A 23,351-nucleotide genomic window follows, 5' to 3' on the forward strand; every position below is an offset into this window, starting at 1 on the left:
GCTCGGATAGGGTGAATCGGTAGGAATCGGACCCCCCGGGGTGAGGTCGGTGCGGTGGACACATACCAGTCGACGAGCGAGGTCCCGGATCAGCCGGCCGCGGCTGTCGGATACGCCGGTGTGCTCAGCGAACTGCTACCCATCGCCCTGTGGCGGGAGGACGCGGACGGCATCATCGTCGAATGGTCCCTCGCCGCCCAGGACCTGCTCGGCCACCGTCCCGAGGACATCATCGGCCTCCCCGGCAGCTCCGTACTCGTCCCCGACGCCAACCGGACGCTCGCGGACGACCTGACCCGGCGCGTCCAGGCCGGTGAGACGGTCGTCGGCACGCTCCCCGTGCGCCACCGCGACGGGCAACGCGTACCCATGGAGATGTGGATCGTCCCCGCCGCCGACCCGCAGGGCCGCACGGGCGCCATGCTGATCGCCGTGGAGACCTCCGAGGTCCTGCGCATGCGGGACTCGCTCGCGGCCCTCCAGAGCCTGTTCACCCAGTCGCCGATCGGACTCGCCACCCTGGGCCCCGACCTGCGCTTCCTGCGCGTCAACGACGCACTCGCCCGGATGAACGGAGTCTCCGCCGCGGCCCACCTCGGCAAACGCCTCACCGAGGTCGTGCCCGGCGTCAACGCCGTCGCGCTCGAAGCGACGATGCAGCAGGTCATGGAGCGGGGAACCGCGGTCGTCGACGTCCGCCGCACCGGCCGGACCGCCTCCGACCCCCATCACGACCACACCTGGTCCTGCTCGTACGCACCGCTCCTCGACGGCTCCGGCCGCGCGCTCGGCGTGATCGCCTCCCTCATCGACATCACCGAGAGCCAGCGCGCCCAGGCCGAGGCCGAGCGGGCCCGCCGGCGCTTCGCCCTCCTCGCCGAGGCCGGCACCCGCATCGGCACCACCCTCGACCTCAGCCAGACCGCCCGGGAGATCGTGCAGGTCCTCGTCCCCCGATTGGCCGACTCGGCCGACGTGCAGCTGCTGGAGACCGTCCTCGCGCCCGACGACGCCGCGGCCACCCACCGGGGCGTGCTCCGCCGCATCGCCGTCGAGTTCCCCGACCCGGGCGCCCCCACCGCCCGGCTGGCACCCGGCCAGACCTTCCAGATCCCGGCCGACTCGGTCTACGAACGGGTCATCGGCGAGGGAAGGCCCATGAACCTGTACAGCTCCGACGTCAACGCGCTGCTCCCCGACCCGCGCGCCGCGGAGCTGCGCGCCTACCTCGCCACCCTCGGCTCCGCCCGGCTGATCCCGCTCGTCGCCCGCGGCACCGTCCTCGGCGCGGTCACCGTGACCCGGGTCCGCGAACGCGAGCCGTTCGACGCGCAGGACTGCGTGCTCCTCGACGAGGTCGTCGCCCGCGCGGCCCTCAACATCGACAACGCCCGCATGTACACCAACCAGCGGCGCGCCGCCCTCACCCTCCAGCGCAGCCTCACCAACAGCGCCCTGCCCCGGGTCACCGGCCTCGAACTCACCGGCCGCTACCTGCCCGCCAGCGACCACGACGTCGGCGGCGACTGGTTCGACGTCATCCAGCTGCCCGGCGGCCGCACCGGCCTGGTCATCGGCGACGTCATGGGCCACGGCATCCACGCCGCCGCCGTCATGGGACAGCTGCGCACCGCCGTGCGCACCCTCGCCCGCCACGGCGTCCCCCCGACCCAGCTGCTGCGCTCGCTCGACTCGGCGGTCGCCGACCTGGGCGAGGACGAGATGGCGACCTGCGTCTACGCCGTCCACGACCCGGCGACGGGTGGCTGCGTCATCGCCCGCGCCGGCCACCCGCCGCCGGCCGTGGTCACCGCCCGCGGCGAGGTCACCTTCCTCGACGGCCCGCCCGGCACCCCCCTGGGTACCGGCGGGCGCGAGTTCCGCACCGAGGAGGTCGCCCTGCCGCCCGGGAGCCTGCTCGTGCTCTACACCGACGGCCTCATCGAGGCCCGCGACCGCGACCTCGACCAGGGCATGGCCCAGCTCGGGTGGGCGCTGCGCGACGCCGGGCGGCCCCTGGACGGACTGTGCGACGACATCCTGGCCCACCTGCTGCCCGGAGCCCCGCAGGACGACGTGGCGGTCCTGCTGGCCCGCACGGCGGGCCCCCGGACCCGCTGACCCCCCGTAACGGCCGAAGGCTGCTGTGCGGGCCGCAGCGGCTTTCGGCCGCACGGCCGCCGCCCGGCGAATCGTTACGCCGGAGTCCGGGTCACCAGGCCAGGTCCTCCAGGGCCTCCAGGTCCGGGACGGGCACGTCCGGCTCCGGGCCGCCGCCCAGCGGCAGCTCGGCCCAGATGACCTTGCCCCGCTCGATGTACCGGGTGCCCCAGCGTTCGGCGTACTGCGCGACCAGGAACAGACCGCGGCCGCCCTCGTCGGTGGTGGCCGCGTACCGCAGGTGCGGCGAGGTGCTGCTGCCGTCGGAGACCTCGCAGATGAGGCTGCGGTCGCGCAGCAACCGCACCCGGATGGGCGCGTTCCCGTACCGGATGGCGTTGGTGATCAGCTCGCTGAGGATGAGCTCGGCCGTGAAGGCGATGTCCCCCAGGCCCCAGCCGGCGAGCTGCGCGGAGCCCGCGTTGCGCACCCGGGAGACGGCCGCCGGGTCGGGGGGCACGTCCCACTCCGCGATCCGGTCCGCCTCCAGTCGCCGGGTGTCCGCGATCAGCAGGGCGATGTCGTCGCTCGGCGCCGGGAACAGCAGCGTGGCCAGCACGTCCGCACAGGCCTGCTCGGGGCTGCGACCCGGGTGGGAGAGCGTCTCGGCCAGCAGGCCGAGGCCGGTGTCGAAGTCCCGGTCGCGGTCCTCCAGCAGGCCGTCCGTGAACAGCACGAGCCGGCTCGACTCCGGCAGCCGCAGCCGGGTGGCCTCGAAGGGCATGCCGCCCACGCCGAGCGGAAGCCCGACGGGCAGCTCGGGGAACTCCACGCCTCCGTCCGGCCGGACCAGGGCCGGCCCGGGGTGTCCGGCGCTCGCCATCGTGCAGAGCCCGGAGACGGGGTCGTAGACCGCGTACAGGCAGGTCGCGCCGGTGACGCCGGCCGGCTCGCCCGCCCCCTCACCGGCGTCCCCGGCGGCCCCGGACTCGTTCTGATCGATCCGGTGGATCAGCTCGTCCAGGTGCCCCAGCAGCTCGTCCGGCGGCATGTCCAGGGAGGAGAAGTTGTGCACGGCGGTCCGTAGCCGGCCCATCGTGGCCGCCGCGTGCACCCCGTGCCCGACGACGTCGCCGACGACCAGCGCCACCCGGGCGCCGGCGAGGGGGATCACGTCGAACCAGTCCCCGCCCACCCCGGCCTTCGCGGGCAGGTACCGGAAGGCCACGTCCACGGCGTTCTGGTCCGGCAGCACCCGGGGCAGCAGGCTCTGCTGGAGGGCCACGGCCGTCGCGTGCTCCCGGGTGAAGCGGCGGGCGTTGTCGATGGACACGGCCGCACGGGCCCCCAGCTCCTCGGCGAACGACAGGTCCTCCTCGTCGAAGGCCTCCGGGGTGTCGGCGGCCCGCCAGAAGTTGGCCATGCCGAGGACCACGCCGCGGGCCTGGAGCGGCACCGAGATCAGCGAGTGCAGCCCGTATCCCAGGGCCTGGCGGGTCCCGGGCTCGTCCTGCGCCCGCCAGCCCATCGCCGCCGTCAGATCGGGCGCGAGCACCGCGTGCCCGGCGTCCAGGGCCGCCGCCATCGGAGCCGTCGGCACCTCGAACCGGATGACCTCACCGACCTGCTGCAACGGCTGGTCGGTGCGCACCCCGCTCATCGCCGCCCGGCGCATCTGCGTGTACGTGCCGACGGGCGACGAGGGCTCCTCGCCCTTGAGCACCGGCTCCAGCAGCTCCACCGTGACGAAGTCCGCGAACCGCGGGACGGCCACCTCCGACAGCTCCTCGGCGGTCCGCACCACGTCCAGCGTGGTCCCGATCCGCACCCCCGCGTCGTACAGCAGCTGGAGCCGCTCCCGGGCCACCTCGGCACGCCCGGACAGCGCGGCGAGCTCCGTGGTGTCGCGCAGGGTCATGACACTGCCGGACGGGTGCCCTCCGTACGTTTTGGTCGGCCGGACGTTGACGGCCAGGAGCCGGTCGCCCGCCAGGTGCACCTCGTCCGTCGCCACCCGCCCGGACACCAGTAGCGAAGTGGTGCGCGGATCGAGGCCGAGCTCGCGCACGTGACGCCGCTCGGCGTCCGGCGGCAGGTCCAGCAGCCGCCGCGCCTCGTCATTGGCGAGCAGCAGCCGCTGGTCAGCGCTGATGATCATGACGCCCTCGCGGACCGCGTGCAGGACCGCCTCGTGGTGCTCGTTCATCCGGGCCATCTCGCTCTCGCCCAGGCCCCGGGTCTGGCGCCGCAGCCGCCGGCTGACCAGGGCGGCGCCGCCCGTGCCGAGCAGCAGCGCGCCCGCCGCGGCGCCGAGCAGCAGCGGCAGCTGCCCCTGGACCACTTCGGAGACGTTGGCGACCTCGATCCCGGTGCCGACCAGGCCGACGACCGCCCCGCTCGCGTCCCGTACGGGCACCACGGCACGGACCGCGTCGCTCGGAGAACCCCTGAACACCTCCGTGAAGGGCTGCCCGGCCACGGCGCGCGAGAGGTCACCGGTGGCCCGTTTGCCGATCAGGTCCGGCCGGGAGTCCGTGTAGCGGACCCCGTCGCGCGTCATCACGGCGATGAAGTCGACGCCCGCGGCCCGCCGGGCGGCATCCGCCAGGAACTGCAGCTTGCCCGTCGGATCCGTGGACGTCAGGGCCTCGGGGAGGCCGGGGGCGTGCGCGAACGCCTCGGCGGCCGCGAGCGAGCGGTGGCGCGCATCGCGCTCGGTGTCGTACCGCTCCTGGAACACGAGGGCCAAGGCGGCAGCGGCGATCAGCAGCACCACGATGGCCGCCATGAGCGTGAAGACCTGACCGGCGACGCTGTGGGCCCCCAGGGAGAGGCGCGGCGGCACGCCCGGGTCCCGCCCGGACGGCTGCCGGGGCGGGGATCCCCTGGGTCGACCCAAACGTCCGGTCATGAGCCATTTCTAACACTGTCACCGCGATTTGGGCGGGGCTGCAGGTGGGGAGGCCGCCGCGGTGCGGTACGCGCGGGGGCTGAGGCCGACGTGCGAGGTGAAGTGCTGGCGGAAGGTGACCTCGCTGGCGAAGCCTGCGCGCCGGGCCACCTCCGGCACCGGGTGGTCCGTGCGCTCCAGCAGCTTGCGGGCCTCGTCCAGGCGGTGCCCGAGGAGCCAGCGGTGCGGGGTGGTGCCGGTCGCGGCGACGAAATGGCGGGCGAAGGAGCGCGGCGACATCCCCGCCCAGCGGGCCAGCGTGGCCACCGACAGCGGCTCGTGCAGCCGGCGCAGGGCCTGCTCCCGCACGGCGGCCAGGGCCTCGGCGGTCCGGTCTGCCGCCGGAGTGGGCCGGTCCAGGTACTGGGCGTGTTCGCCGGTGCGGAACGGGCCCGTCACCATGGACCGCGCGATGGCGGCGGCGGCCTCCGCGCCGTGGGCCTGTCGTACGAGGTGCAGGCAGAGGTCGATCCCGGACGCCACCCCGGCGGAAGTCCACAACCCCTCGTCCGCCACGTACAGCGGGGCGTCCTCGACGAGCACGGACGGGTGGCGCGCGGCGAGCTCCGGAGCCAGCGACCAGTGCGTCACGGCCCGGCGGCCGGCCAGCAGGCCCGCCTCCGCGAGGACGAACGCCCCGGCGCACAGCGCGGCGACCGGCACGCCCCGGGCGTGTGCGTCCCGCAGCGCGGCCAGGACCGGCTCGGGCGTCGGGTCGGACGGCACGGCCAGCGCCGGCACGACGACGAGATCGGCCTCCCCGAGCCAGTCGAGCGGCCGGTCGGGGGCCAGGGTGAGCCCGCCGGGAAGGGTGATCGGAGCCGTGTCGACGGCGCACCGGCGCAGCTCGAACCGTGGAACGCCGAGGGCGCTGCGGTCGGGCCCCCAGACCTCGGTGATGACGGCGAGGTCGAAGCTGCGGATGCCGGGCTGGACGACGATGGCGACACGATGCATGCTGCCATCTTGGCAGGATCCCATCGGTTCGGGTCCCCGTTGCCGCTGTCGGCCGGCCCTGCCGCGGAAGATCCTTGAGCCATGACGAAGAACGAAATCGCACTCGCCCCGAACGCCGCACTGCTGGTCATCGACGTCCAGAAGGGCTTCGACGACGCCTCGTACTGGGGTCCGCGCAACAACCCGGCCGCCGAGGCCAACATCGCCGCGCTGATGGACGCCTGGCAGGAGTCCGGCCGCCCGGTGGTCCTCGTCCAGCACGCCTCGCGGACCCCCGGCTCGGTCCTGGCGGCCGACCACCCCGGCCACGCCGTCAAGGACTTCGTGGCGGACCGGGCCGGACAGGAGGCCCTGCTGGTCACCAAGACGGTGAACTCCTCCTTCTACGGCACCCCCGACCTCGCCGCGTGGCTCACCGCCGAGGGCATCGGCCAGCTCGTGGTGTCCGGGATCCAGACCAACATGTGCGTCGAGACCACCGCGCGGATGGCCGGGAACCTCGGCTACGACGTGCTCGTCCCGCTCGACGCCACCCACACCTTCGACCTCGCGGGCCCCGACGGGCTGAGCCTCACGGCCGACGAGCTGGCCACCGCCACCGCCGTCAACCTCCACGGCGGCGGCTTCGCCCGCGTGGTGAGCACCGCTCAGCTGCTCGCCGCTTCCGGGTCCCCGGCCCAGCTCACCGCGTAGTACCGCGGCCGACCGTCCTCCCCGACGAGCCGCATCCCGGCCGCGGCCATGACCCGGTGCGAGGCGGTGTTCTCCCGGTCGGCGTCGCCCGCCGCCCCGCTCGCCCCGTGCGCCCGGGCAGGGCGCGCAGCGCCTCGGCGGGGTGGCCCCGGCCGCGGGCGGCCGGGACCAGCCCGTACCCGACGGTCACCACGCCGGCAGGGTCGGCCGGGCCGTGGAAGCCCGCGCCGCCGATCGTCAGCCCATCGGCCCGCCTGCGGATCTCGTACGCCCCGAACGGTGCGGGGTCCCCGGACCCGGCCAGCACGCCCACCACCCGGGGCACAGGGCCTGGCCAAATCCAGCCCCGCTGGCGCTTCAGGTGCGGTGCCTACGAGGCAGTGGCGCTGGGCGAGCTCCCGGAAGTCCGGCTCAGATTCAGCCCCGCCGGCGTTTGAGGCGCGGGGTTGGGGGCGGAGCCCCGACAACGGCGCCGCGCGGCGCCCCGAAATCCCCCGCCCCGTCCGGTCCCGGGGGCCAGCCCCCACCACCGGCACCGGCCACGAACGCCGAGGCCCGGCACCCCGCGCAGGGGGTGCCGGGCCTCGCGCGGCCGACCGGAACGGTCAGAGAACGTCGGCGGCGATGTTCGCCGCCACCCGCTCCAGCAGCGGTCCCGCCTCGGCAATGCACTTCGCCGTGTCCGGCTCGATCTCCGTCAGCGGGTACGCCCGGCGGATGCCCGCCGCCTGCAGCGCCTCGGGCTGGAGCAGCAGCCGCCCGCACACCGCCACGACCTCCTTGCCGGCCGCGCGGGCCGCCGCCGCGACACCGGCCGGGGCCTTGCCGTGCAGGGTCTGCTCGTCGAGCGAGCCCTCACCGGTGATGACCAGCGTCGCCCGCTCCAGCGCCGGGGCGAAGCCCAGCACCTCCAGCATCAGCTCGATGCCGGGCCGGAACGACGCGCCGAGCAGCAGTGCCCCGTACCCGATGCCGCCCGCGCCGCCCGCGCCCGGGGCGGCGGCCAGCCGGCCGGCCTTCTCGCCGATCGACTTCTCCAGCACCACCGCGAAGTGCGCCAGTGCCGCGTCCAGCGTCGCCACGTCCTGCGGGGTCGCCCCCTTCTGCGGGCCGTAGACCGCGGGTGCGCCCTTCGGGCCCGTCAGCGGGTTGTCCACGTCGCTCGCCAGGACGAACTCCACCTCGGCGAAGCGCGGGTCGATCCCGGACAGGTCAGCGGACGCCAGCTCGGCGAGCGCGCCGCCGCCCGGACCGACCGGTTCGCCGTTCGCGTCCAGGAACACCGCACCCAGCGCGGCCAGCATGCCCGCGCCGCCGTCGGTGGTGGCGCTGCCGCCCACGCCGAAGACGATGGTGCGCGCGCCCGCGTCCAGCGCGGCCTTCAGCAGCTCGCCCGAGCCGTACGTGGTCGCCGTCAGCGGGGCGAACACACCCGCCGGCAGCAGCTGCAGCCCGGAAGCCTCCGCCATCTCGACCACGGCGGTGCCGTCCTGGAGCGCGAAAGCGGCCGTGACCTGCTCGCCGAGCGGTCCGGTGACCCGCACTTCCCGGCGTTCGAACCCGGCCGCCACGGCGGCCGCGACCGTGCCGTCGCCGCCGTCCGCGACGGGGAGGGTCTCGACCTCCACGCCGGGCACGGCCTTGCGAAGGCCCGCCGTCACCCGCTCCGCGACCTGAACGGCCGTGAGCGAGCCCTTGAATTTGTCCGCGGCGATGAGCACGCGCGCGGTCTCAGTTACTGCTCCGTTCGTCACCTTGCTAATCCCTTGCTATCGAACAGTGCAGTCGCGCCCCCATGAGCCTATCCGGAGGATCCTCCTATGCCCATGGGTGGCCTGGGTCACGCCCGGCGCGCCATGCCCCTAAATACGGATATACGCCTGCATAGTGTGGCCGCATGAGCGCGGATTCACTGGAAGAGACGCGTCCGGATTCCCCCGGTGGGGCCCTGGGGGCCCGGACGGCACCCCGGACCGTGCCGTCGTCACCATCGGTGTGATCGCCGTGCTGGCCGTCGTCGCCTGGGCAGCCCTGGGCAAGGACTCCTTCGACACGGCGTCGAGCACCGCCCTGCACGGGATGCGGGACGCCGTCCGGGCGATGGTCGGCGACGCCCTCACCGAACAGGGCCCGGCCGGCCACCCCCGCAGCGTCGCCGGAACCAGCCGCCGCGCCCGCGAGGACCCCCCGCCCCGCGGCACCCCGGAGCCCTGATCCCGCCCGCCGGGGCCGCTGGGTAGGGTTGCGGGGTGACCACCACGGATGACTACGCCACGTACATCGCGAGCCTGCCCCGGGTGCTGGCCGGGGCCGCCGCCCTCTACCGGGACGCGGCGGGCCGGGTGCTGCTCGTCGAACCCAACTACCGTGCGGGTTGGGCCCTGCCGGGCGGCACCATCGAGTCGGACCGGGGCGAGTCCCCGCGGGCGGCCGCGCGCCGCGAGAGCGCCGAGGAGATCGGCCTGGACCTGCCGCTCGGCCGGCTGCTCGCCGTCGACTGGACGCTCGGCGAGGGCCGTCCGCCGCTGGTCGCGTACCTCTACGACGGCGGCGTGCTCGACGGGGCGCAGCTCGACTCCATCAAGCTCCAGGAGGAGGAACTGCTCTCCTGGCGGCTGGTCGAGCCCGCCGAACTCACCGCGTACCTCCCCGGATCGCTCGGCCGGCGCACCCAAGAGGCCTACCGGGTCCTGGAGTCCGGCGAGGGCGCCGCGGAACTGGAGAACGGCAGCCGCCCGGTCTCCTCGTGACACCGGACTTACTCGAAGCAGGACAGAATCATCTGATGATCACGATGTACGCCTGGCCCAGCACCGCCGACGGGCCCGACGCGCTGCCCATGGTCCACTTCACCACCGAACAGCAGGAGGGCGGCGAGTTCACCCCCGAGGGGACGCCGGTGTGGCTGTTCGACACCGCGATACGCGACGGCGGCTGGGCCCAGTTCACCGATTTCGAAGGCTGGTCCGTCCCCGCCGCCGGCTGGCAGGCGTTCTACCGCCGCGAGGACGACCTCCTCGCCGTCACCGGCCCCGGCACCTGCGAGGGCTGGTACCAGGGCAACCTCGGCGCCGACGCCGACTGGGTGGCGGCGGCCACCGCCCAGCAGAGCGTGGTGCTGCTCGCCGCCCCCGTCCAGCACCCCTCCCTGTACGGCTACGCGGTGGAGGCGGGCGCCGCGTTCGCGCTGCTCGTCCCCCTCGCACTGGTCTGACGCGGCCCCGCGATCAGAGGGTGGCCGCCCCGGCCTCGAAGGCCAGCAGCTGCACCTTGCGCTCGACTCCGCCCCCGTAACCGGTCATGCTGCCCGAGGCACCGATCACCCGGTGGCACGGCACGATGATGCTGACCGGGTTCTTCCCGTTGGCCAGGCCCACCGCCCGCGAGGCGTTCGGCTTGCCCAGCCTGGCCGCGAGCTCCCCGTACGACCAGGTTGCGCCGTACGGGATCCGTACGAGCTGGTCCCAGACGCTGCGCTGGAACTCGGTGCCCTCCAGCCGGACGGGCACGTCGAACGCGGTGAGCTCCCCGGCGAAGTAGGCGGCCAGCTGCCGCGCCACCTCGGGGAACGGCCCCTCGGTCGCGGCGACGCGCTCCCCGAAGGCCTCCTCGACCGGCCGGTGCCGCTGCCCGGTCATGTACAGGCCGCTGAGGACGCCGTCCGTGGCGACCAGCGTCAGCGGGCCGTAGGGGCTGTCGACGACGGTGTGCTGCTTGGTGCTCATGACGGAAACGCTCCTCAGACGGGCAGGTGGTTGATGGGGTGGGCGTCGGTGGCCCACAGGTACTGCACGGCGTACGCGCGCCAGGGCCGCCAGCCGGCTGCCCGGGCCGTCAGCGCCGCCGGTGTCGACGGCAGCCCGAGCTCCCTCGCGGCCCGCCGGACCCCCAGGTCGGACGGCAGGAAGGCGTCCGGATCGCCCAGCGCCCGCATCGCGATCACCTCGGTCGTCCACGGGCCGAACCCGGGCAGCGCGTTCAGCTGCGCGCGGGCCGCCTCCCAGTCGCTGTCGATGCCGAGCGGGAGGGAGCCGTCGGCCAGGGCGCCGACCAGGGTGGTGAGGGTGGCGCGCCGGCTCGCCGGCAGCGCCAGGGACTCCGGGTCCAGGCCGGCCAGCGCCTGCGGCGAAGGGAACAGGTGGGTCAGCCCGCCCTCGGGGTCGGGGTCGGCCACCCGTTCCCCGTACGAGGCGACCAGTCGGGCGGCGTGCGTGCGGGCCGCGGCCGTGGACACCTGCTGGCCGAGCACCGCCCGTACGGCGAACTCCGCCGCGTCGACCGTACGCGGCACCCGCCGCCCCGGGGCCTTGTCCACCAGCGGCGCCAGCAGCGGGTCGGAGCGCAGTTGCTCGTCGACGGCCTCGGGGTCGGCGTCGAGGTCGAGCATCCAGCGGCAGCGGCTGATGGCGATGGTGAGGTCGCGCAGGTCGGTGAGGGCCAGCTGGCAGGCGATGTGGTCCGGCCGCGGGCTCAGCGCGACGACCCCGGTGCCGTACGGGAGCCGCAGCGTGCGGCGGTAGGCGCCGGAGCGCCACTCCTCGACGCCGGGGACGGCGGTCGCGGCGAGGTGGCCGAAGAGGTTGTCGGGGTTGAGCGGGGCCCGGTAGGGCAGCCGCAGGCTGATCGTGCCGGGCACCTTGGGGACGTGCCGATGGGCCTTTTCGGCCCGCTGGCGCAGCTCGCCGGGGGCGAGGGCGAAGACCTCGCGGACGGTCTCGTTGAAGGTCCGGATCGAGGAGAACCCGGCGGCGAAGGCCACGTCGCCCATCGGCAGCTCGGAGGTCTCGATGAGCAGCCGGGCCGTCTGGGCGCGCTGGGCCCGGGCCAGGGCCAGGGGCCCCGCGCCGAGCTCGGCGTTGAGCTGCCGTTCGACCTGTCGGGTGGAGTACCCGAGCCGTGCCGCCAGCCCGGGCACGCCCTCGCGGTCGACGACGCCGTCCTGGATGAGCCGCATGGCCCGGGCGACGGCGTCGGCGCGGGCGTTCCACTCGGGGGACCCGGGGGAGGTGTCGGGCCGGCACCGCTTGCAGGCCCGGAACCCGGCCTGCTGACAGGCGGCGGCGCTGGGCAGGAAGGTCATGTTCTCGACCTTGGGCGGGACGGCGGGGCAGCTGGGCCGGCAGTAGATCCGGGTGGTCAGGACGGCGGTGAAGAACCAGCCGTCGAAGCGGGCGTCCTTCGACTGCACGGCCCTGACGCAGCGGTCGGTGTCGGTGTACATGGCTCCAGCATCCTGGCCCGGTGTCGCCGGGGCTGGCGGTTTTCCGACATCAAGCGTAGCCCTCCGGGGGCTGGACGGGGGCCACGGCGGCGGGGGCGGCCGGCGGGGCCGGGGGTCCGCCCCGCCGACCGCCCCGCCCCCTCCGAGGCTCCCGCACATGCGAAAGGGCCCCCGTGCCTGATCGGCACCGGGGGCCCTTCGGAAGCGGTCCTACGGGAGCTGCGCCGCCCGCGCCTCGCGGCGGTTGTGGCGGAACGTGTTCGCGCGACGGGTCGTCGCGAACAGCGGGATGGTGGCCGCCAGGGCGATCTGCAGCGCGCAGCCCGCCTGGAGCAGCAGCTGACCGCCCGGGGCGTCGAACGCCCAGGCCGCCAGCAGGCCCATGGCCCCGATGATCCAGCTCAGCATCGCCACCGCGAGGACACCCCGCGGCTTCGGGTACTCGACCCGGCTCACCATCAGCCAGGCCACCCCGATGATCGCCAGCAGCGTCGGGACGAACGGCAGCTCCAGCAGCACGATCGAGACGACCGTCAGCGCGCCGAAGGGGCTCGGCATGCCCTGGAACATGCCGTCCTTCATGGTCACGCAGCTGAATCTCGCGAGTCTGAGCACCACGGCCAGCAGCACCACGATCGCGGCCAGCGCGGACATCTTCTGCACCGCGTCGTCGGCGACCATGCCGTACACGAGCACGAAGTACGCGGGAGCCAGGCCGAAGCTGATCAGGTCGGACAGGTTGTCCAGCTCGGCGCCCATCGGAGAGCTGCGCAGCTTGCGGGCCACGATGCCGTCGAAGAGGTCGAAGACCGCGGCGAGCAGCATCAGTATCACCGCCGTCGCGGCGCTGTTGCGGGCCATGCCCGACTCGCCGCTGCCGGTGAGGTGCGGGATGAGGATCCCGGTGGTGGTGAAGTACACCGCCATGAATCCGCAGGTCGCGTTGCCGAGGGTGAGGGTGTCCGCTATCGACAGCCGCAGCGAGAGCGGCATGTCGTCTTCGACGGACTCCTCCTCCGCGGCCTCGGGTACCCACCCACCCGACGGTGTGGTGGGAGTCTCAGGGTCAGTCACGGTCAATTCGGGTCACCCCCGCGGTGGTGGCCTGGCCGACCTCGACCGCGACCTCGACACCCTCGGGGAGGTAGATGTCGACGCGGGAGCCGAAGCGGATCAGACCGATGCGTTCGCCCTGCTCCACCTTGGTACCGGCCGGCAGGTACGGGACGATGCGGCGTGCGACGGCGCCGGCGATCTGCACCATCTCGATGTCGCCGAGCTCGGTGTCGAAGTGCCAGACGACGCGCTCGTTGTTCTCGCTCTCCTTGTTGAACGCCGGGACGAACCCGCCGGGGATGTGCTCCACGGACGTCACCGTGCCCGCGAGGGGCGCGCGGTTGACGTGGACGTTCAGGGGGCTCATGAAGATCGCGACCCGGGTCCGCCCGTCCTTCCACGGCATGATGCTCTGCACCACACCGTCGGCGGGCGAGATGACCCGGCCCTGCGTGATCTCACGCTCGGGGTCGCGGAAGAACCACAGCATGCCCGCCGCGAGAGCGGTGGTGGGCACGGCCACTGCCGCCCAGCGTCCGGACTTGCGGGCCCGGGTGAGGCTGAGCGCAGCGGTGGCGACGGTCGGCAGAAGCCACGGCGATGCTCCGCGTGCGAGACGTCCACCGAGGATGCCGACGCGAGATGCAGAGGTTTGGCTGTGGGGCATGAATGACCTTCGTAGCGGGTGATTGCCGCGCCGCAAACAGGGGGACGGGACGGCGGCTTTACTGGAATGCTATCGGTTGCACGCAACAACTGGGCAAGCCAGAAGCCGAGTCGATGGCCGCCAGCCAGTGACTGCCAGTGATTCTTTTGCGACGAACCCATGGAGGATCCGCCGCAAAAGGGACTTTCAGCCCTGCAGTCGGTACTCCTCAAGGAGTCGTCGACCGATGATCATTTTCTGGATCTCGGCCGTCCCTTCACCGATCAGCAGCATCGGCGCCTCCCGGTAGAGGCGCTCGATCTCGTACTCCTTGGAGAACCCGTACCCGCCGTGGATGCGGAAGGCGTCCTCCACCACCTCCTTGCAGTATTCGGAGGCGAGGTACTTCGCCATCCCTGCCTCAAGGTCGTTTCGTTCCCCAGAGTCCTTTTTGCGTGCTGCATTGACCATCATGGCATGGGCGGCCTCGACCTTGGTAGCCATCTCGGCCAGCTTGAACTGGATGGCCTGGTGCTCCGCGATCGCCTTGCCGAAAGTGTGACGTTGCTGGGCATAAGAGACACCCAGCTCGAACGCACGCTGCGCGACGCCGCAGCCACGCGCCGCCACGTTCACGCGGCCGACCTCGACGCCGTCCATCATTTGGTAAAACCCTCGGCCGGTCTGGCCGCCGAGGACCCGATTGGCCGGAATGCGCAGTCCATCCATGATGAGCTCGGTCGTGTCGACGCCCTTGTAGCCCATCTTGTCGATCTTGCCGGGGATGGTCAGGCCCGGACGGACCTCACCGAAGCCCGGCTCCTTCTCGACGAGGAAGGTCGTCATCGACTTGTGCGGGGCCGTGCCCTCGGGGTGTCCTTCGTCACTTCGCACGAGGACCGCCACCAGCGTGGAGCTGCCGCCGTTCGTCAGCCACATCTTCTGGCCGTTCAGGACGTACTCGTCGCCGTCCTTGACCGCCTTGGACGTGATGGCCGACACATCGGAGCCCAGGGCCGGCTCGGACATCGAGAACGCGCCGCGCACCTCGCCCAGTGCCATGCGCGGGAGGAAGTGGTCCTTCTGCTCCTGCGTGCCGTGCTGCTTGAGCATGTACGCCACGATGAAGTGGGTGTTGATGATGCCCGAGACGGACATCCAGCCCCGCGCTATCTCCTCCACGCACAGCGCGTAGGTGAGCAGCGACTCACCCAGGCCGCCGTACTCCTCGGGGATCATCAGCCCGAAGAGGCCGAGCTCCTTGAGTCCGTCGACGATCTGCTGCGGGTACTCGTCACGGTGTTCGAGTTCGGTCGCGACCGGGATGATCTCCTTGTCGACGAACTCCCGGACGGTCTTGAGGATCTCCCGCTGGACGTCGGTCAGCCCGGCGGTCTGGGCGAGTCGGGCCATGGCTACTTCCCCTGTTCCTTCAGCTGCGGGCGGCCGGGCTGCTCGCCGCCGCGCTCCTTGATGTACGTCTCGGTCGGGACCATCACCTTGCGCCGGAAGACGCAGACGAGGGTGCCGTCCTGCTTGTAGCCCTTGGTCTCCACGTAGACGATCCCGCGGTCGTTCTTCGACTTGGACGGGGTCTTGTCGAGGACCGTGGTCTCACCGTAGATGGTGTCGCCGTGGAAGGTCGGCGCCACGTGCCGCAGCGATTCGATCTCCAGGTTGGCGATGGCCTTCCCGGAGACGTCCGGCACGGACATGCCGAGCAGCAGCGAGTAGATGTAGTTGCCCACGACCACGTTCTTGCCGAAGTCGGTCGTGTTCTCCGCGTAATTGCTGTCCATGTGGAGCGGGTGGTGATTCATGGTCAGCAGGCAGAAGAGGTGGTCGTCGTACTCGGTGACCGTCTTCCCGGGCCAGTGCTTGTAGACCGCCCCGACCTCGAACTCTTCGTAAGTGCGTCCGAACTGCATGGCCCTACGCCTCCGGGATCTCGAACTTGGTGGTGCGCTGCATGCCCGCGGCACGGCCCTTGCCCGCGATGACCAGGGCCATCTTGCGGCTGGCCTCGTCGATCATCTCGTCGCCGAGCATGGCCGAGCCCTTCTTGCCGCCGGCCTCGGAGGTGCACCAGTCGTACGCGTCGAGGATCAGCTCGGAGTGGTCGTAGTCCTCCTGGGAGGGCGAGAAGACCTCGTTGGCCGCGTCGACCTGGCCCGGGTGCAGCACCCACTTGCCGTCGAAGCCCAGCGCCGCCGCCCGGCCCGCCACCTCGCGGTAGGCGTCCACGTCGCGGATCTGGAGGAAGGGGCCGTCGATCGCCTGGAGGTTGTGCATGCGGGCTGCCATCAGGATCCGCATCAGGATGTAGTGGTAGGCGTCCGCCGGGTAGCCGGGCGGCTGCATGCCCACGACCAGGGACTTCATGTTGATCGAGGCCATGAAGTCGGCCGGGCCGAAGATGATGGTCTCCAGCCGCGGCGAGGCGGCGGCGATCTCGTCGACGTTGACCAGGCCCTTGGCGTTCTCGATCTGCGCCTCGATGCCGATCTTGCCGACCTCGAAGCCCATCGTCTTCTCGATCTGGGTCAGCAGGAGGTCGAGCGCCACGACCTGCTGGGCGTCCTGGACCTTCGGCAGCATGATGCAGTCGAGGTTCTGGCCCGCGCCCTCCACGACGGTGATGACGTCGCGGTACGTCCAGTGCGTGGTCCAGTCGTTGACGCGCACGACCCGGGTCTTGCCGGTCCAGTCGCCGTTGTTCAGCGCGTCCACGATCGTGTGGCGGGCGCCTTCCTTGGCGAGCGGGGCGCAGGCGTCCTCCAGGTCGAGGAAGACCTGGTCGGCCGGCAGGCCCTGGGCCTTCTCCAGGAAGCGCGGGTTCGAGCCCGGCACCGCGAGGCAGGAGCGGCGCGGCCGCAGCCGGTTCACGGGAGACGTGGGCGTGGTCATGCGGGGACCTCCAGAGGGTCGAGCTTGTTCGCTTTCCGGATCTCGTCGACGATACGGCCGATGATCTCCGTGATACCGAAGTCCTTGGGTGTGAAGACGGCGGCGACTCCGGCCGCCTTGAGCGCGATGGCGTCGGCGTTCGGAATGATGCCGCCGAGGACGACGGGTATGTCACCCGCCCCCGCCGTACGGAGGCGTTCCAGCACGTCCGGCACGAGCGCGCTGTGCGAGCCGGACAGGATGGACAGTCCCACGCAGTGCACGTCCTCGGCCAGCGCCGCCGAGGAGATCTCCTCGGGCGTCAGCCGGATGCCCTGGTAGACCACCTCGAACCCGGCGTCGCGGGCCCGTACGGCGATCTGCTCGGCGCCGTTGGAGTGCCCGTCCAGGCCGGGCTTGCCGACCAGCAGGCGCAGCCGGCCGGAGCCCAGGTCCTCGGCGGTCCGGGCGACCTTCTCGCGGACGAGGGCCATCGGCGTGCCCTCTTCCGCGGTGACGGCCACCGGGGCCGAGGAGACCCCGGTCGGGGCGCGGAACTCGCCGAACACCTCGCGCAGGGCGTTCGCCCACTCGCCGGTGGTGACACCGGCCCGGGCGCATTCGAGCGTGGCCTCCATCAGGTTCTCGGTCCCGGCGGCGGCCTCCTTCAGCCGGTCCAGGGCCTGCATCACCGTCGGGAAGACGAACGGGTCGCCGTTCCCCTGCCGCTCCGAGGACTCCTGCCGCTCGGCGCGCCAGCGGCCGATCCGCTCGACCGTCAGTGCCTCCACGGCCCCGTCCACCGTCATGATCGCGCCGTCGAGATCGGCGGTGAGCGGGTTCGGCTCGGTCTGCTCGAAGCAGTTGACGCCGACGATCTTGTCCTCGCCGGCTTCGATGCGGGCGCGGCGCTCGGCGTGCGAGGAGACGAGCTGGGACTTCAGGTACCCGGACTCGACGGCGGCCATCGCGCCGCCCATCTCCTGGATCCGGTCGATCTCGGCCAGGCAGTCGGCGACCAGGGAGTCGACTTTGGCTTCGATGACGTGGGATCCGGCGAAGATGTCCTCGTACTCCAGCAGGTCGCTCTCGTGCGCCAGGACCTGCTGGATGCGCAGCGACCACTGCTGGTCCCAGGGCCGGGGCAGGCCCAGCGCCTCGTTCCAAGCCGGCAGCTGCACGGCGCGGGCCCGGGCGTCCTTGGAGAGGGTCACCGCGAGCATCTCCAGCACGATGCGCTGGACGTTGTTCTCCGGCTGCGCCTCGGTCAGGCCCAGGGAGTTGACCTGGACGCCGTACCGGAAGCGGCGCTGCTTGGGGTTCTCGATGCCGTAGCGCTCGCGGGTGACCTGGTCCCAGATGCGGCCGAAGGCGCGCATCTTGCACATCTCCTCGATGAAGCGGACGCCCGCGTTCACGAAGAACGAGATACGGGCGACCACTTCACCGAAGCGGTCCTCCGGGACCTGGCCCGAGTCGCGCACCGAGTCCAGTACGGCGATCGCGGTCGACATCGCGTACGAGATCTCCTGGACCGGGGTGGCCCCGGCCTCCTGGAGGTGGTACGAGCAGATGTTGATCGGGTTCCACTTCGGGATGTGGTTGACCGTGTACGCGATCATGTCCGTCGTCAGGCGGAGCGAGGGCCCGGGCGGGAAGACGTGCGTCCCGCGCGAGAGGTACTCCTTGACGATGTCGTTCTGCGTGGTGCCCTGGAGCTGGGAGATGTCCGCGCCCTGCTCCTCGGCGGCCACCTGGTAGAGCGCCAGCAGCCACATGGCGGTGGCGTTGATCGTCATCGAGGTGTTCATCTGTTCCAGGGGGATGTCCTGGAACAGCCGCCGCATGTCGCCCAGATGGGAGACCGGGACCCCGACCCGGCCCACCTCGCCGCGGGCGAGGATGTGGTCGGGGTCGTAGCCGGTCTGCGTCGGGAGGTCGAACGCGACCGACAGGCCGGTCTGGCCCTTGGCGAGGTTGCGGCGGTACAGCTCGTTGGACGCCTCGGCCGTGGAGTGGCCGGCGTACGTCCGCATGAGCCACGGACGGTCTTTCTGGCGCTCTGTCATCTCAGGCTGTCCCTCTGGGCCCTCGGACGTCTCAGACGTTGCGGAAGCGGTTGATGGCGTCGATGTGCTGGGCGCGGAGCTCCTGGTTGCGAATGCCCAGGCCCTCCTCGGGGGCGAGCGCGAGGACGCCGACCTTGCCCTGGTGGAGGTTGCGGTGGACGTCGTACGCGGCCTGGCCGGTCTCCTCCAGGGAGTAGACCTTGGACAGCGTCGGGTGGATCTTGCCCTTGGCCACCAGGCGGTTGGCCTCCCAGGCCTCGCGGTAGTTGGCGAAGTGCGAGCCGACGATCCGCTTGAGCGACATCCACAGGTAGCGGTTGTCGTACTCGTGCATGTAGCCCGAGGTCGAGGCGCAGGTGGTGATCGTGCCGCCCTTGCGGGTGACGTAGACGGAGGCGCCGAAGGTCTCGCGGCCGGGGTGCTCGAAGACGATGTCGATGTCCTCGCCGCCGGTCAGCTCGCGGATGCGCTTGCCGAAGCGCTTCCACTCCTTGGGGTCCTGGGTGTGCTCGTCCTTCCAGAACTTGTAGCCCTCGGCGTTGCGGTCGATGACCGCCTCGGCGCCCATCGCGCGGCAGATGTCCGCCTTCTCGGGGGAGGAGACCACGCAGATCGGGTTGGCGCCGCCGGCCAGTGCGAACTGGGTGGCGTACGAGCCGAGGCCGCCGCTGGCGCCCCAGATCAGGACGTTGTCGCCCTGCTTCATGCCGGCGCCGTTGCGGGAGACCAGCTGGCGGTAGGCGGTGGAGTTGACCAGGCCGGGGGAGGCGGCCTCCTCCCAGCTGAGGTGGTCCGGCTTCGGCATCAGCTGGTTGGACTTGACGAGTGCGATCTCCGCCAGGCCGCCGAAGTTGGTCTCGAAGCCCCAGATGCGCTGCTCGGGGTCGAGCATCGTGTCGTTGTGGCCGTCGGAGGACTCCAGCTCGACCGAGAGGCAGTGGGCGACGACCTCGTCGCCGGGCTTCCAGGCGTTGACGCCGGGGCCGGTGCGCAGCACGACGCCCGCGAGGTCCGAGCCGATGACGTGGTACGGGAGGTCGTGGCGCTTGGTGAGCTCCGACAGGCGCCCGTAGCGCTCCAGGAAGCTGAAGGTGGACACCGGCTCGAAGATCGACGTCCACACGGAGTTGTAGTTGACCGACGAGGCCATGACGGCCACGAGGGCCTCGCCCGGGCCGAGCTCCGGCACCGGGACCTGGTCGAGGTGCAGGGACTTGCGCGGGTCCTTCTCACGGGTGGTGAGCCCCGCGAACATCTCCGCCTCGTCCTTGTGCACGGTGATCGCGCGGTACGAGTCGGGGAGCGGCAGGGCCGCGAAGTCGGCGGGCGTAGCGGCCTGCGACTGGATCGCGTCCAGGATGTCCTTCACGGTGTTGCCTCCGGCGAAGCGCTGATGAGGGTGCGCTGAGGGATACGCGGGTGCGCGGTACGGGTGTGGTGTGGTGCTGCGGGTGGTGCGAGATGCCGTCGGTCCGGCGGAGCTGTGGTGCTGGCGACGCCCGTGGTGGGGCGTGCGGTGCCTGGTGACGCAGGCATCCGGGGCGCGGTTCGTGCCGAGTGGGCGTGGACCGCGGGGACATCCGGACGAGATTCAACGTATGGCACCCCGTGTCACTCAGCAAGGCACCGCGTGCCAAAACTTTCTCTCATTTGCCTATTGACCTGCACAGATGAGCGATGATCGATCATTGTTACCGGTGAGTAGGGGCAAGTCGGACAAACAAAAGCGGCCGCCCCCGGAATGGGAGCGGCCACTGTGATGTGCGTGACTCGTGCGTCTACTGCTTGTTTCTCAGTGCTTCCTCGATGGTCCGCATGACCTCGTCCAGCGGGGCGTCCGTCCGGGCCACCGCCACCAGCACCTCGCCCTGCGTACGGACCTCCGCCGGCGCGGCCGGGGCCGGCCCGGTGGTCAGGGTCCGGCCGGCTCCGATCCCCGTGCCGAAGGTCTTGCGCACGATCGAGAAGGCGTGGTCCAGCTGTGCCTCCACGTCCCCCTGGCCCCCCGCCCGCAGCCAGCGCCGCAGCACGTGGTTGTGGGCCGTCACCACCGCCGAAGCGGCCACTTCGGCCAGCAGCGGGTCGTCGTTGCCGTCGTGGTGGTCGGTCTCGTCGAAGTGGGCCAGCAGGTAGCGGGTGAACAGCCGCTCGTACCGGGCCACCGAGGCGATCTCCCGCTCCCGCAGCGCCGGCACCTCGCGGGTCAGCCGGTAGCGCTCCACCGACACCGCCGGCGAGGCGGCGTACATCTTCATGACTTCCTTGATCCCGCGGCACACCGTGTCGAGCGGGTGCTCGTGCGCCGGGGCCACGTCCAGCACCGCCTCGGCCCTGGTCAAGGTGTCGTCGTGGTCCGGGAAGATCGCCTCTTCCTTGGACCGGAAGTGACGGAAGAAGGTCCGGCGCGCCACCCCCGCCGTCGCGGCGATCTCGTCGACCGTCGTCGCCTCGTACCCCTTGGTGGCGAACAGCTCCATCGCGGCGGCGGCGAGCTCCCGCCGCATCTTGAGCCGCTGCGCGGCCGCCTTGGTGCCGGCCGTGCTCTCCGGGTTGTCGGAGGCCGTGGTGGCGCGGGGCGAGGACTTGGCGGGCTGGGACATAGAGCGAAAGTACTTCATTCGCGCGGGTGAGCGCGCCTGAGGGGGGTGGGACGGGGGTGGATGCGGGGGAGGGCCCGCACTGGGCTCGGAGGGTACGGTCTGCCGTGAGGGTCCGGCAGACCCGAGCAGCCCTCCCCACGCATCCGGCTCTTGGGGCCCCTGGTCAGGGCGCTGATTACCGGCGGGCGTACTCACGGAATCCGCGGCCGGTCTTCCGGCCCAGGCAGCCCGCCGCCACCAGGTGCTCCAGCAGCGGGGACGGGGCCAGGCCAGGGTCCCGGAACTCCTTGTGGAGGACCTTCTCGATCGCCAGCGAGACGTCCAGGCCGACGACGTCGAGCAGCTCGAACGGCCCCATCGGGTAGCCGCCGCCCAGCTTCATGGCGGCGTCGATGTCGTCGAGGGTGGCGTAGTGCTGCTCGACCATCTTCACGGCGTTGTTCAAGTACGGGAACAGCAGCGCGTTCACGATGAACCCGGCCCGGTCCCCGCAGTCCACCGGGTGCTTGCGCACCTTCGTGCAGATCTCGCGGACCGTGGCGTGCACGTCGTCCGAGGTCAGGACGGTCCGGACCACCTCGACCAGCTTCATCGCCGGCGCCGGGTTGAAGAAGTGCATGCCGATCACGTCCTGCGGACGCGAGGTCACGCGGGCGACCGCGATCACCGGGAGCGAGGAGGTCGTGGTGGCCAGCACCGCGCCCGGCTTGCAGACCTTGTCGAGGGCCGCGAACAGCTCCTGCTTGACCGCCAGGTTCTCGGCGACGGCCTCCACGGCCAGGTCCACGTCGGCGAAGGCGTCCAGCGAGCCGGCCGGGGTGATCCGCTCCAGCGTCTGCGCCGCGTTCTCCTCGGTCAGCTTGCCCTTGGACACCGCACGGCCCAAGGACTTGCCGATCGCGGCCTTCGCGGCGTCCGCCTTCTCCTGGCTGCGGGCGGCGAGCACCACCGCGAACCCGGCCTGCGCGAAGACCTGCGCGATCCCGCTCGCCATGGTCCCGGAGCCGGCCACGCCGACCGAGGTGACCGGACGGCCCTCGCCGAGCCGCGCCCCGTCCAGCGGGGTCTGCGCGTCACGGACGACCGTGGAGCTGCCCGGCTCCACGTACGTGTAGAAGCCGCGGCCGGACTTCTGCCCGGTCAGGCCGGCCTCCGCGAGGTGGCCCAGGATCGGGGCCGGGGCGTGCAGGCGGTCGCCGGAGGAGGCGTACATGGCCTCAAGGACGGTCCGGGCGGTGTCCACGCCGATCAGGTCGAGCAGGGCGAGCGGGCCCATGGGCAGGCCGCAGCCCAGCCGCATCGCCGCGTCGATGTCCTCGCGGGAGGCGTACTTCGACTCGTACATCGCGGCGGCCTGGTTGAGGTAGCCGAACAGCAGGCCGTCCGCGACGAAGCCGGGGCGGTCGCCGACGGAGACGGGCTCCTTGCCGAGCTCGCGGGCCAGCACGGTGACCGCCTCGACGGCCGGCGGGGCCGTCAGGACGCTGGAGACGACCTCGACCAGCTTCATCGCCGGGGCCGGGTTGAAGAAGTGCAGGCCGAGCACGCGCTCGGGGTGCTGGGACTCGGCGGCCAGCCGGGTCACCGACAGGGCGTTGGTGCCGGTGGCCAGGATCGTGTCGGGCCGGACGATCGCGTCGAGCTCGCGGAACAGGCGCTGCTTGAGCTCGTAGTCCTCCGGGACGACCTCGATGACGAGATCGGCGTCGGCGGCGGCGGACAGCTCGGTGAAGGTGCGGAAGCGGGCGAGCACGCCCTCCCGCTCCTGCTCGGTGAGCCGCTCGCGGGTCACCGACCGGGCCGTGGCGGCCGCGAGGGCGGCGGTGGCCCGGCGGGTGGCGGCGTCGCTGATGTCGATGCCGATGACCTCGCGGCCGGCCTGGGCGAGGACCTCGGCGATGCCGGTGCCCATGGTGCCGAGGCCGATGACGGCGATGGTCTGGAGGGTGGACTGACTGGACGTGGACGGAAGGTCCATCGCGGGACTCCAGTGGGAGAGGGTGACGACTGAGGGCTGCGCGCGGCGCACGACGCGGCAGGAGGGCCCGGCCCGGGAAGGGCGGGGCGGAGAACGGCGGACCCTGTCCCGGGGCCACACCGAACGAGAGAGGCGGCCGAGGCGCACGAGGTGCCTGAGCCACACGAGGTACCTGACATGCCTGAGGTACCGAAC

General features: G+C 71.9%; 19 protein-coding genes. 5 read left to right on the top strand and 14 right to left on the bottom strand.

Annotated features, from left to right (window positions below; genetic code table 11):
* Window positions 1-54: 54 nt before the first annotated feature.
* Window positions 55-2,121 carry a SpoIIE family protein phosphatase gene (locus tag OHA65_RS30830; protein ID WP_328764243.1) on the top strand — a complete coding sequence of 689 codons (2,067 nt, stop codon included), beginning with the start codon at window positions 55-57 and terminating at the stop codon, window positions 2,119-2,121.
* Between the two features lie 91 nt (window positions 2,122-2,212).
* On the opposite strand, the gene OHA65_RS30835 is transcribed toward OHA65_RS30830, so the two are convergent.
* On the bottom strand, window positions 2,213-5,011 hold the full coding sequence (locus OHA65_RS30835) for a SpoIIE family protein phosphatase (protein WP_405762871.1): 2,799 nt from the start codon (window positions 5,009-5,011) through the stop codon (window positions 2,213-2,215).
* Window positions 5,012-5,029: 18 nt separating this feature from the next.
* Entirely contained in the window at window positions 5,030-6,007 is a 978-nt protein-coding gene (locus OHA65_RS30840; RefSeq protein WP_328764245.1) for a helix-turn-helix domain-containing protein, read from the bottom strand.
* Between the two features lie 81 nt (window positions 6,008-6,088).
* Here OHA65_RS30840 and OHA65_RS30845 point away from each other — a divergent pair, with 81 nt between their 5' ends.
* A complete protein-coding gene (locus OHA65_RS30845) occupies window positions 6,089-6,700 on the top strand; it encodes a cysteine hydrolase family protein (RefSeq protein WP_327279411.1) in 612 nt (203 codons plus the stop codon).
* A 605-nt stretch (window positions 6,701-7,305) separates the two neighbouring features.
* Here OHA65_RS30845 and OHA65_RS30850 read toward each other — a convergent pair.
* Window positions 7,306-8,454, bottom strand: a complete 1,149-nt coding sequence (locus OHA65_RS30850; RefSeq protein ID WP_328764246.1) for a glycerate kinase — start codon at window positions 8,452-8,454, stop codon at window positions 7,306-7,308.
* A 241-nt stretch (window positions 8,455-8,695) separates the two neighbouring features.
* Between OHA65_RS30850 and OHA65_RS30855 the strand changes: the two genes are divergently transcribed.
* Genes OHA65_RS30855 through OHA65_RS30865 form a run of 3 tightly spaced genes read left to right on the top strand, consistent with a single transcriptional unit; the run spans window position 8,696 to window position 9,914 of the window.
* Window positions 8,696-8,914: a hypothetical protein gene (locus tag OHA65_RS30855; RefSeq protein WP_405762874.1), complete on the top strand. Its 219-nt coding sequence runs from the start codon at window positions 8,696-8,698 to the stop codon at window positions 8,912-8,914.
* Between the two features lie 35 nt (window positions 8,915-8,949).
* A complete protein-coding gene (locus tag OHA65_RS30860; RefSeq protein ID WP_327279413.1) occupies window positions 8,950-9,450 on the top strand; it encodes an NUDIX hydrolase in 501 nt (166 codons plus the stop codon).
* 35 nt (window positions 9,451-9,485) lie between these two features.
* Window positions 9,486-9,914 (top strand): hypothetical protein, encoded by a 429-nt coding sequence (locus OHA65_RS30865; RefSeq protein ID WP_327279414.1) that lies wholly within the window; start codon window positions 9,486-9,488, stop codon window positions 9,912-9,914.
* Between the two features lie 13 nt (window positions 9,915-9,927).
* Here the strand turns inward: OHA65_RS30865 and OHA65_RS30870 are convergent, their stop codons facing one another.
* The 11 genes from OHA65_RS30870 to OHA65_RS30920 form a co-directional block, all read right to left on the bottom strand.
* The gene (locus OHA65_RS30870; protein WP_327279415.1) at window positions 9,928-10,425 is read right to left on the bottom strand and encodes a methylated-DNA--[protein]-cysteine S-methyltransferase; all 498 of its coding nucleotides are present in this window, start codon (window positions 10,423-10,425) and stop codon (window positions 9,928-9,930) included.
* 14 nt (window positions 10,426-10,439) lie between these two features.
* A complete protein-coding gene (locus OHA65_RS30875; RefSeq protein WP_405762876.1) occupies window positions 10,440-11,921 on the bottom strand; it encodes an AlkA N-terminal domain-containing protein in 1,482 nt (493 codons plus the stop codon).
* Window positions 11,922-12,131: 210 nt separating this feature from the next.
* Entirely contained in the window at window positions 12,132-12,914 is a 783-nt protein-coding gene (gene pssA, locus OHA65_RS30880) for a CDP-diacylglycerol--serine O-phosphatidyltransferase (RefSeq protein WP_327285846.1), read from the bottom strand.
* 73 nt (window positions 12,915-12,987) lie between these two features.
* The gene (locus OHA65_RS30885; RefSeq protein ID WP_405762877.1) at window positions 12,988-13,644 is read right to left on the bottom strand and encodes a phosphatidylserine decarboxylase; all 657 of its coding nucleotides are present in this window, start codon (window positions 13,642-13,644) and stop codon (window positions 12,988-12,990) included.
* Window positions 13,645-13,830: 186 nt separating this feature from the next.
* Window positions 13,831-15,036: an acyl-CoA dehydrogenase family protein gene (locus tag OHA65_RS30890; protein ID WP_031158096.1), complete on the bottom strand. Its 1,206-nt coding sequence runs from the start codon at window positions 15,034-15,036 to the stop codon at window positions 13,831-13,833.
* A 2-nt stretch (window positions 15,037-15,038) separates the two neighbouring features.
* Window positions 15,039-15,551 carry a MaoC family dehydratase gene (locus OHA65_RS30895; protein WP_030155134.1) on the bottom strand — a complete coding sequence of 171 codons (513 nt, stop codon included), beginning with the start codon at window positions 15,549-15,551 and terminating at the stop codon, window positions 15,039-15,041.
* A gap of 4 nt (window positions 15,552-15,555) precedes the next feature.
* Window positions 15,556-16,530: a CoA ester lyase gene (locus OHA65_RS30900; protein ID WP_030292956.1), complete on the bottom strand. Its 975-nt coding sequence runs from the start codon at window positions 16,528-16,530 to the stop codon at window positions 15,556-15,558.
* Window positions 16,527-18,578 carry a protein meaA gene (locus tag OHA65_RS30905; RefSeq protein WP_327279417.1) on the bottom strand — a complete coding sequence of 684 codons (2,052 nt, stop codon included), beginning with the start codon at window positions 18,576-18,578 and terminating at the stop codon, window positions 16,527-16,529. Before OHA65_RS30905 ends, OHA65_RS30900 begins: the two co-directional genes overlap by 4 nt.
* 31 nt (window positions 18,579-18,609) lie before the next feature.
* Window positions 18,610-19,947 (bottom strand): crotonyl-CoA carboxylase/reductase, encoded by a 1,338-nt coding sequence (ccrA, locus tag OHA65_RS30910; protein ID WP_327279418.1) that lies wholly within the window; start codon window positions 19,945-19,947, stop codon window positions 18,610-18,612.
* Window positions 19,948-20,356: 409 nt separating this feature from the next.
* Entirely contained in the window at window positions 20,357-21,178 is an 822-nt protein-coding gene (locus tag OHA65_RS30915; RefSeq protein WP_327279419.1) for a TetR family transcriptional regulator, read from the bottom strand.
* Between the two features lie 175 nt (window positions 21,179-21,353).
* Window positions 21,354-23,156 (bottom strand): 3-hydroxybutyryl-CoA dehydrogenase, encoded by a 1,803-nt coding sequence (locus tag OHA65_RS30920; RefSeq protein WP_327279420.1) that lies wholly within the window; start codon window positions 23,154-23,156, stop codon window positions 21,354-21,356.
* Between the last annotated feature and the right edge of the window lie 195 nt (window positions 23,157-23,351).

Source organism: Streptomyces sp. NBC_00045, assembly GCF_045041095.1.
Classification (GTDB): Bacteria; Actinomycetota; Actinomycetes; order Streptomycetales; family Streptomycetaceae; genus Streptomyces.

What these genes read in the sequence shown, in the direction of transcription:
- OHA65_RS30870 (WP_327279415.1), bottom strand. Translation starts at nt 10,425, where the DNA reads ATGAGCACCAAGCAGCACACCGTCGTCGACAGCCCCTACGGCCCGCTG.
- OHA65_RS30840 (WP_328764245.1), bottom strand. Translation starts at nt 6,007, where the DNA reads ATGCATCGTGTCGCCATCGTCGTCCAGCCCGGCATCCGCAGCTTCGAC.
- OHA65_RS30865 (WP_327279414.1), top strand. Translation starts at nt 9,486, where the DNA reads ATGATCACGATGTACGCCTGGCCCAGCACCGCCGACGGGCCCGACGCG.
- OHA65_RS30845 (WP_327279411.1), top strand. Translation starts at nt 6,089, where the DNA reads ATGACGAAGAACGAAATCGCACTCGCCCCGAACGCCGCACTGCTGGTC.
- OHA65_RS30885 (WP_405762877.1), bottom strand. Translation starts at nt 13,644, where the DNA reads ATGCCCCACAGCCAAACCTCTGCATCTCGCGTCGGCATCCTCGGTGGA.
- OHA65_RS30890 (WP_031158096.1), bottom strand. Translation starts at nt 15,036, where the DNA reads ATGGCCCGACTCGCCCAGACCGCCGGGCTGACCGACGTCCAGCGGGAG.
- OHA65_RS30835 (WP_405762871.1), bottom strand. Translation starts at nt 5,011, where the DNA reads ATGACCGGACGTTTGGGTCGACCCAGGGGATCCCCGCCCCGGCAGCCG.
- OHA65_RS30900 (WP_030292956.1), bottom strand. Translation starts at nt 16,530, where the DNA reads ATGACCACGCCCACGTCTCCCGTGAACCGGCTGCGGCCGCGCCGCTCC.
- OHA65_RS30920 (WP_327279420.1), bottom strand. Translation starts at nt 23,156, where the DNA reads ATGGACCTTCCGTCCACGTCCAGTCAGTCCACCCTCCAGACCATCGCC.
- OHA65_RS30915 (WP_327279419.1), bottom strand. Translation starts at nt 21,178, where the DNA reads ATGTCCCAGCCCGCCAAGTCCTCGCCCCGCGCCACCACGGCCTCCGAC.
- OHA65_RS30895 (WP_030155134.1), bottom strand. Translation starts at nt 15,551, where the DNA reads ATGCAGTTCGGACGCACTTACGAAGAGTTCGAGGTCGGGGCGGTCTAC.
- OHA65_RS30875 (WP_405762876.1), bottom strand. Translation starts at nt 11,921, where the DNA reads ATGTACACCGACACCGACCGCTGCGTCAGGGCCGTGCAGTCGAAGGAC.
- pssA (WP_327285846.1), bottom strand. Translation starts at nt 12,914, where the DNA reads ATGCCGCTCTCGCTGCGGCTGTCGATAGCGGACACCCTCACCCTCGGC.
- OHA65_RS30905 (WP_327279417.1), bottom strand. Translation starts at nt 18,578, where the DNA reads ATGACAGAGCGCCAGAAAGACCGTCCGTGGCTCATGCGGACGTACGCC.